Annotated in this window: 7 protein-coding genes and 1 pseudogene; 4 read left to right on the plus strand and 4 right to left on the minus strand. The window is 69.3% G+C overall.

Going from position 1 to position 9098, the window contains the following annotated elements:
* From AC6EI8_RS20790 to AC6EI8_RS20800, 3 genes and pseudogenes are all read right to left on the minus strand, one after another.
* A pseudogene (locus AC6EI8_RS20790) lies at window positions 1–429 on the minus strand (ABC transporter permease); the annotation flags it as partial.
* Window positions 430–622: 193 nt separating this feature from the next.
* Window positions 623–1222, minus strand: a complete 600-nt coding sequence (locus tag AC6EI8_RS20795) for a DUF4126 domain-containing protein (protein WP_149319405.1) — start codon at window positions 1220–1222, stop codon at window positions 623–625.
* A 180-nt stretch (window positions 1223–1402) separates the two neighbouring features.
* Window positions 1403–2494, minus strand: a complete 1092-nt coding sequence (locus tag AC6EI8_RS20800) for a substrate-binding domain-containing protein (RefSeq protein ID WP_149319406.1) — start codon at window positions 2492–2494, stop codon at window positions 1403–1405.
* 165 nt (window positions 2495–2659) lie between these two features.
* Between AC6EI8_RS20800 and AC6EI8_RS20805 the strand changes: the two genes are divergently transcribed.
* Window positions 2660–3562, plus strand: coding sequence for an ABC transporter substrate-binding protein (locus AC6EI8_RS20805; protein ID WP_226109184.1), 903 nt, complete (start codon window positions 2660–2662; stop codon window positions 3560–3562).
* Window positions 3563–3604: 42 nt separating this feature from the next.
* Here AC6EI8_RS20805 and AC6EI8_RS20810 read toward each other — a convergent pair whose 3' ends face one another.
* The gene (locus AC6EI8_RS20810) at window positions 3605–4555 is read right to left on the minus strand and encodes a LysR substrate-binding domain-containing protein (RefSeq protein ID WP_149319408.1); all 951 of its coding nucleotides are present in this window, start codon (window positions 4553–4555) and stop codon (window positions 3605–3607) included.
* A gap of 267 nt (window positions 4556–4822) precedes the next feature.
* Between AC6EI8_RS20810 and xdhA the strand changes: the two genes are divergently transcribed.
* From xdhA to AC6EI8_RS20825, 3 genes are all read left to right on the plus strand, one after another.
* Window positions 4823–6343: a xanthine dehydrogenase small subunit gene (xdhA, locus tag AC6EI8_RS20815; RefSeq protein WP_226109185.1), complete on the plus strand. Its 1521-nt coding sequence runs from the start codon at window positions 4823–4825 to the stop codon at window positions 6341–6343.
* 17 nt (window positions 6344–6360) lie between these two features.
* A complete protein-coding gene (xdhB, locus tag AC6EI8_RS20820; protein WP_498382757.1) occupies window positions 6361–8769 on the plus strand; it encodes a xanthine dehydrogenase molybdopterin binding subunit in 2409 nt (802 codons plus the stop codon).
* A gap of 29 nt (window positions 8770–8798) precedes the next feature.
* On the plus strand, window positions 8799–9098 hold a 300-nt coding region (locus AC6EI8_RS20825; RefSeq protein WP_498382758.1), incomplete at its 3' end, for an XdhC family protein.

Here is a 9098-nt window from a genome sequence, read left to right on the forward strand (position 1 = left end):
GGCGCCCTTGGTGGCGCCGTCGGTGGCACCGGCCGTGGTGCCGCTCGCAGCGCCGCCCGGGCTCGCCACGGTCGCCATGCTCGGAAAGGTCACCGTCTGCGCGACGGTCAGGCCCTGTGCCGCCGCCTGCGCCGCAAAGGCCGGATCGAAGGGCTGGTCGGCGACCAGCAGCACGTCGGCGCCGATCAGCTGGCGGGCATCGCGCTCCAGCCCCTGCCGCATCCGGTCGGACAGGAAGCCGACGCTGGCCAGCGCGGCCACCGCCAGCACCAGCGCGAACAGCAGCAACGTCAACTCGCCGGCGCGCCAGTCGCGCCGCGCCATCCGCCACGCCTGCGCCCAGGGCGAGAAACGGGTCCCGGCATGGGGAACGGCGACGGGGCGTACTAGCGCAGGGGCGGCGGAGTCCGCGGCGGAATCGGTCGGCATGATGTCGTGGTCGGGTATTCGGTGTTCGGCGTATTCGAGTGTTTCGGCGTATTCGGCGTATTCGGCGTATTCGGCGTATTCGGCGTATTCGGCGGGTACTCGGGCTATTCGGCGGGTACTCGGGCTATTCGGCGGATATTCCGGATATTCGCCTTGCTGGCGCGGATGGCGCCGGCGATGGCGCCGTTCCCGGTCAGTACGCGGCGGGCGGCCCGCCCTTGCGGGTCAGCGCGCCATGCAGCTTGCGCACGCCGCGCCACAGCTTGGGCAGCAGCCACAACGCGAGCAGCAGGCTGATCGCCAGCAGCACGAAGAACAGCACCGGCAGGAAGAACGCCAGCAGCAGGCTGCCGGTGGCGGTCACATCCTCGGTGAATGAGGCCGCCCAATTCGAAAAGGGTTCCGGCGACACATTGATCAGCGCGCGGGTGCCGGCCTTGGCCGCGTGCGCGGTGCCGGCCAGCGTGCCGCCGATCAGGCCGGCGATCACCATCCACTGCGGATCGAGATTGCCGAAGGCGGCGGCCGCCAGGATCGCGCCGGCGGGAATGCGGACGAAGGTATGGAAGCCGTCCCAGACCGAATCGAAGCCCGGCACCTTGTCGGCGATGAACTCGGCCAGCGCCAGCACCGCGGCCACACCGATCACCCAGTTGGACGCCAGCGGCTGCAAGCCCGCCGGCAGATCGAGCCAGCCCATGCGGGCCAGCACGCCGGCGGCCAGCACGGCCAGATAGAGACGAAAGCCGCTGGCCCAGGACATGCCCGCGGCCAGCGCGGCGGTTTCCAGCATCGGGACGCCCTCGCAGAGTCGCGGCCGGCGGCGCCGGCCATGGGCGCAGTGTAATACGGGCCTGATCCGCGCCCCTCCGGGCCCGTCCTGGCCTGCCCGGCGCGGCTCCCGCCAAGCCTCAACCCTGCTCCCCTCTCCCGCCTAGGGAAAGGGAGAAGACCAATGGTCTGTGAGCTGCCCCTACTCCCGCCCGTCCACCCCGTACCAGGGCAGCACCTGCTCCGGCGCCAGCAGGCCGCGCTGCTCGGCCAGCGCATAGCCCGGCAGCGCGGTGATGCGGGCGCCGATCGCCGGATCGGCCAGCAGCGCCAGCAGCGCGTGGGCCCACGGCGCGAACTGGTCGGCCTTGCGCAGCGCCAGATAGTAGACCTCGCGCGTCAGCGGCACGAAGGCCAGCCCGTGCGCCTCGGCGTTGACGCGCAGGCCGAAGCCGACCTCGGCGCGGCCGGCATGCACGGCCTCGGCGACCTTTTCGTTGCTGAACTCGGGCTGGTCGTAGCCGGCGACCTGGTCGGCATACAGGCCCTGCGCCGCCAGCAGCTGGTCGAACAGCAGCCGCGTGCCCGAGCTGCGCTGCCGGTTGACGAAGCGCGCCTGCGTGCGCACCAGGTCGCGCAGTTCCCGGATCTCGCGCGCCCGCGACGGCGCGACGATCAAGCCCTGCTCGCGCGAGGCCACGGGGATCAGCCGCACCGCAGACGGGCGCAGCCATTTGCGCAGCGTCACGTGCGCGACGGATCCGGCGGTCTGGATCGGCGCGACATAGAAGCCCGCCAGCTCGGCCTGCCGCTCGTGCAGGCAGATCAGGCCCTCGACGCTGCCGCAGAACACGGTATCGAGCTGCAGGCCCTCGGGCTGCTCCTTCAGCGCCGCCGCCAGCACCTCCATCGCCGGGTCGTGGCTGCCGGAGAAATGGATGCGCGTCTGCGGCCGGGCGGCATCGTCCAGCTCCGCGGCGAATTCGGCCAGCGCCTTGCGCACCGCCGGATCGACCGCCTCGCGCAGCTTGACCTCCGCCCGCAGCAGGCGCTCGCCGAAGCGGGTCAGCGAGGCGCCGCGGCCGCGTTCCATATCGAGCATGCTGCGCCCGAGCAGCGCCTCCCAGTCGCGCATCACGCCCCAGGCATGCCGGTACGACAGCCCGACCTTGGCGGCGGCGCGATGCAGCGAGCCGGTCTCGCGCACCGCCTGCAGCAGCAGGAACACCTTGCCGTTGGCACGCGGGTTGTCGTCCGTCGATACCACCGGAAACAGTTCGAAATGGAATGTCATATGTTCCGCTGTTCTTATTTACTTTGTTCTTGGAGTGCCGAGACAATCATGGCGCCCGTACAAGCTTGCGCAGATTAGCGGAAGCTTCGGATGTCGCGCATTGTCACCGAAGCGGATGGGCGCATGCAATTATGTTCAGATAAACATAACAAGAGGAATTCCGACATGCCGTTTGCCCGTCCGGGTCGCCACTCCGCCTCATCCGGCCTGACCGCCCCCTCCCACCCATTCCGCCCATTCCGCGCCGCCCGCGCTCTGCCGCGCCTGGCCGCCGCCCTGCTGTCCGCCGCCGCGCTGCTCGGCACCGGCGCCGCCTTCGGCGGCGAACTGAAGCTGGCGACCACCACCAGCACCGAAAACTCAGGCCTGCTGAAGACCCTGTTGCCGCGCTTCGAGCGCGACACCGGCGTCACGGTCAAGGTGATCGCGGTCGGTTCGGGCAAGGCGATGAAGATGGGCGAGATGGGCGACGTCGACGTGCTGCTGGTGCACGCGCGCAAGATGGAAGACGCCTTTGTCGCGGCGGGCCACGGCATCGACCGGCGCGACGTGATGTACAACGACTTCATCGTGGTCGGCCCGGCGGCGGACCCGGCCAGAATTGCGGGCAGCAAGGACGTGATTGCCGGCTTTCGCAAGATCGCCGCCAGCGGCGCCAGGTTCATCTCGCGCGGCGACAACTCGGGCACCGACCTGATGGAGAAGTCGTACTGGAAGGCGGCCGGCATCGAGCCCAAGGGCCAGTCCTGGTACGTCAACGCCGGGCTCGGCATGGGCGAGGTGCTGACGATGGCGGCGCAGATGCCCGGCTACACGCTGTCCGATCGCGCCACCTACGGCGCCTATCGCGCCAAGACGGGCCTGGCGATCGCGGTGCAGGGCGATCCGAAGATGTTCAACCCCTACGGCATCATCGCGGTCAATCCGGCCCGGCATCCCGGCATCAACTACACCGATGCGCGCAAGCTGATCGAGTGGATCACCTCGAAGGCCGGGCAGGACGCCATCGCCAGCTACAAGGTCGACGGCGAGCAGCTGTTCTTCCCGAGCTACAAGACCGGCTCCTGAGCGCCAATCCCCGGCCTGCGCCGGCGGCCGCCGCGTTCCTCGTCAGGGCTCGGCCGCCATCTCCAGCCGCGGCAGCAGCGGCAGGTCGGCCGCGACCTCGGCGATCATCCGGCGCAGCCACAGCACGTCCGGCGCGGCGTGGCAGCGCTCGTGCCATAGCTGGTAGAAGCGCATGCGCGGGAACGACACCGGTGCCGGCACCATCCGGATCGGCAGGTACTGCGCATAGTGCGCGGCGAACTGCCGGCCGGTGGTAAAGACCATGTCGGTCTTCATCAGCACATAGGGCACCAGCCCGAAATACGGCAGCGTGACCTGGATGCGGCGCTTGTAGCCCTGCTCCGCCAGCGCCTGGTCGATCATGCTCCGCTGCATCGACGCATACGGCGCCGGCGCCAGATGCGGCATCTCCAGGTAGTGCTTCAGCGACAGCCCCTTCTTCGCCAGCGGATGCTGGGCGCCGAGCATGCAGACCACCTCGTCCTCGAACAGCGGCGAGATATGCAGATGCTCGGGCGGCGACAGCCAGTTGCCGATCACGATGTCGAGCTTGCCCTGCTCCAGCTCCTCCAGAAAGTCCGTGGCGCTGGTCAGCGGATGGACGAACAGCTTCGCGCCCGGCGCCAGCCGGCGCACCCGCTCGACGATATTGGGCAGGAAGAAGGCGTCCAGATAATCGGGCGCGCCCAGATGGAAGGTGCGGTCGGTGGTGGCCGGATCAAACTGCTGCGGCGGCCGCGCGATGCGGTCCATCGCCGCCAGGCTCTGTTCGGCCAGCTCCAGCAGCTCGCGGCCGCGTTCGGTCGGCACCATGCCGCTCTTGCCGCGCACCAGGATCGCGTCGCCGGTGATCTCGCGCAGCCGCTTGAGCGTATTGCTGATGGCCGGCTGCGATTGCCCCATCCGCACCGCCGTGCGCGTGACGCTCTGCTCGGTCAGCAGGGTATGCAATACCCGAAGCAGATAGGTGTCCAGATGGTCGCGTCCGTGCATGATGAATTCGTCCGGCCTGATAAGCCTGCGGGCCGGTGGCGTGGGGATAAGGATCGGCGCATAGTGTATGCCAGTCACCCTGGCAGCGGTCAATTCGGCGCAAACCCGCGGAATCCCCGCAAATCTGTGCACTGCAGCGCAATCGGGGGGCGCGGCGGCGGGCCCGCGGGCGGCGTGCGCGTCATGATGGGGCATATCACCTGGGCCGAATATTGCTACTCGGCGCGAGTGCTATGTTTGTCCCCATCGCAAGGAGATAAAACGACCATGGAGACACAACCCATCCGCTTCTACCATCGCGGCCAGGTTCAGCAGGTCACCGATGCCCCGATCACCCGCACCGTGCTGCAATACCTGCGCGAGGATGCGCGTTGCACCGGCACCAAGGAAGGCTGCGCCGAGGGCGACTGCGGCGCCTGCACCGTGGTGATCGGCGAACTGCAGCAGGATGGCGAACTGAGCTTCAAGGCCGTCAACTCCTGCATCCAGTTCCTGCCCACGCTCGACGGCAAGGCGCTGATCACGGTCGAGGACCTGCGCCAGGCCGACGGCTCGCTGCATCCGGTGCAGGAAGCGATGGTCGAATGCCACGGCTCGCAATGCGGCTTCTGCACGCCGGGCTTCGTGATGTCGCTGTGGGCGCTGTACCAGCAGCACCAGCCGGGCGGACCCGCGCCGGACCGCCAGACCATCTGCGACGCGCTGACCGGCAACCTGTGCCGCTGCACCGGCTACCGCCCGATCATCGAGGCGGGCCAGCGCATGATGTCGCTGCCCGCCCCGCACGCCAGCCGGCTCGAGCCGAAGGCGATCGCCACCGCGCTGCGCACGCTGATACGCGAGGACACCTTCCACTATCGCGACCCGTCGGGGGCCGTCTTCCATGCGCCGCGCACCGCCTCGGCCTTCGCCGCGCTGAAGGCCGACGATCCGTCCGCGCGCATCCTGGCCGGCAGCACCGACGTGGGCCTGTGGGTCACCAAGCAGTTCCGCGAGCTGGGCAATCTGCTCTATGTCGGCCAGGTCGAGGACATGCAGCAGGTCGTCGAGCACGATGGCGTCATCGAGATCGGCGCCGCCGTCTCGCTGGAACGCGCCTATGCCGCGCTGACCGAGGCGCATCCCGAGCTGGAAGAACTTTGGAAACGCTTCGCCTCGCTGCCGATCCGCAATGCCGGCACGCTCGGCGGCAATATCGCCAACGGCTCGCCGATCGGCGACTCGATGCCGGCGCTGATCGCGCTCGGCGCCGAGGTCGTGCTGCAGCATCGCGACACGCGCCGCACGCTGCCGCTCGAGGAGCTGTACCTGGCCTACCAGAAGACCGCGATGGCCGAAGGCGAGTTCGTCGCGGCGCTGCGCGTGCCGGTGTCCGGGCCCCAGCACTTCCGTACCTACAAGCTGTCCAAACGTTTTGACGAGGACATTTCCGCGGTCTGCGCCGCCTTCGGCATCACCGTCGCCGACGGCGTGGTCCGCCAGGCCCGCATCGCCTTCGGCGGCATGGCGGCCACGCCCAAGCGCGCGGCCCAGGCCGAAGCCGCGCTGCTCGGCCAGCGCTGGGACGAAGCCACCGTCAAGGGCGCGATGGCCGCGCTGTCGCGGGACTACACGCCGCTGACCGACATGCGCGCCACCGCCGAATACCGCGCGCGCGGCGCCGCCAATCTGCTGTACCGCTTCTGGCTGGAGACGCGCGACGATGCGCTGCCGGCCGCGGCCGTCAACGTACGGGCGCCCGGCGCGGGCAGCGTGCCCGCCTCCGCGGCCACCGCGGCCACCGTTTAAGAAGAGGAGCGATCGGCATGAACAAGCAAACCGAGGCCTTCCTGCTCGACACCGGTGCCGCCAACGGCGGTGCCCCCGCGACGGCGGACTTCAGCGGCCGCGACCTCGCCGCGCATATCGCCGCCGAGGCGCCGCCGCAGATCGGCGTGTCGCGCCCGCACGAGTCCGCGCATCTGCATGTGGCCGGCACGGCGACCTATACCGACGACATCCCCGAACTAGCCGGCACGCTGCACGCCGCGCTCGGCATGAGCGCCCGCGCCCATGCCCGCATCCGCTCGATCGCGCTCGACAAGGTGCGCGCCGCGCCCGGCGTCGTCGCGGTGCTGACCGCGAAGGACATCCCCGGCGTCAACGACTGCGGCCCGATCATCCACGACGATCCGATCCTGGCGAGCGACACGGTGCAGTTCGTCGGCCAGCCGATCTTCGTCGTGGTGGCCTCCTCGCACGATGCCGCGCGCCGCGCGGCGCGCCTGGCCGCGATCGATTACGAAGACCTGCCGCCGATCCTGTCGCCGCAAGCCGCGCACGAGGCCGGCAGCTACGTGCTGCCGCCCATGCATCTGGAGCGCGGCCAGCCGCGCGAGCATCTGGGCAAGGCCGCGCATCGCGACAAGGGCCATATCCGCCTCGGCGGCCAGGAGCAGTTCTATCTGGAAGGCCAGATCGCCTATGCGGTGCCGAAGGAAAACGACGGCATGCACGTTTGGTGTTCGACCCAGCATCCGACCGAGATGCAGCACGCGGTCGCCCACGTGCTGGGCTGGCAGGTGCACCAGGTGCTGGTCGAATGCCGGCGCATGGGCGGCGGCTTCGGCGGCAAGGAATCGCAGTCCGCGCTGTTCGCCTGCTGCGCAGCGCTGGCCGCGTGGAAGCTGATGTGCCCGGTCAAGCTGCGTCCGGACCGCGACGACGACATGATGATCACCGGCAAGCGCCACGACTTCGTGTTCGACTACGAGGTCGGCCACGACCCGCAGGGCCGCATCGAGGCGGTCGCGGTGGAAATGGTGTCGCGCGCCGGCTTCTCGGCCGACCTGTCGGGCCCGGTGATGACCCGCGCGATCTGCCATTTCGACAACGCGTACTGGCTGCCGCACGTGCAGATCGACGGCTACTGCGGCAAGACCAACACGCAGAGCAATACCGCCTTCCGCGGCTTCGGCGGACCGCAGGGCGCGTTCGCGATGGAGTACATCCTCGACAATATCGCGCGTACCGTGGGCCGCGATACGCTCGACGTGCGGCGCGACAACCTGTACGGCAAGACCGAGCGCAACGTGACGCCCTACGGCCAGACCGTCGAGGACAACGTCATCCACGAGCTGCTCGACCAGCTCGAGGCCAGCAGCGACTACCGCGCCCGGCGCGAGGCCACGCGCGCCTTCAATGCGGCCAGCCCGGTGCTGAAGAAGGGCATCGCGATCACGCCGGTCAAGTTCGGCATCTCGTTCAACGTCGCCCACTTCAACCAGGCCGGCGCGCTGGTGCACGTCTATAACGACGGTTCGGTGCTGGTCAATCACGGCGGCACCGAGATGGGGCAGGGGCTGAACACCAAGGTGGCGATGGTGGTCGCGCACGAGCTGGGCATCCGGCTCGAACGCGTGCGCGTGACCGCGACCGACACCAGCAAGGTGGCCAACACCTCGGCGACGGCGGCCTCGACCGGCACCGACCTGAACGGCAAGGCCGCACAGGACGCGGCGCGCCAGATCCGCGAGCGGCTGGCCGCCTTCGCCGCGCGCCAGGCCGGCGTCGATCCGTCGACCGTGCGCTTCGGCGACGATCTGGTGGTCGCGGGCGAGCTGCGCCTGCGCTTCGACGAACTGGCGCGCCAGGCGTATGTGGCCCGCGTGCAGCTGTGGTCCGACGGTTTCTACGCGACGCCCAAGCTGCATTGGGATCAGAGCAAGCTGCAGGGCCGGCCGTTCTACTACTACGCCTATGGCGCGGCCTGCTCGGAAGTGCTGGTCGACACGCTGACCGGCGAATTCCGGCTGCTGCGCGCGGACGTGCTGCACGACGTCGGCCGCTCGCTGAACCCGGCGATCGATATCGGCCAGGTCGAAGGCGGCTTCATCCAGGGCATGGGCTGGTTGACCACCGAGGAGCTGTGGTGGAACAAGGACGGCAAGCTGATGACGCATGCGCCGTCGACCTACAAGATCCCGACCGTCAACGACTGCCCCGAAGTGTTCAACGTGCGGCTGTTCGAGAACCGCAACGCCGAGGACAGCATCCACCGCTCGAAGGCGGTCGGCGAGCCGCCGCTGCTGCTGCCGTTCTCCGTGTTCTTCGCGATCCGCGACGCCATCGCCAGCCTGGGCGGCTATCGCGTCAACCCGCCGCTGGATGCGCCGGCGACCGCCGAGGCGATCCTGAACGCGGCCGATGCCGTGCGTCAGGCCGCGGCCGCGTGATCGCGGTCCCCGACGGCACGAAAGCGATCATGCAGGACGCTCCGCTCAAGCCCTTCCGCTTCGCCGATGCCGCCGCCCTGGTGCGCGCCGGCGTGCCGGTGGCGATGGTGACCATCGTCGAGGTCAAGGGCTCCGCGCCGCGCGAGCCCGGCATCCGCATGCTGGTGACCGGCGACGACCTGATCGGCACCATCGGCGGCGGGCATCTGGAATGGCGCGGCATGGCGATCGCGCGCGAGATGCTCGATGCGGCCGCGCGCGGCGAGGCCGCTTCTCTCGCGCCCGATGCCACGCGCCGCGTCGTGCGGATTCCGCTCGGGCCCGCGCTG

Source organism: Cupriavidus sp. R6-3 (assembly GCF_059772245.1).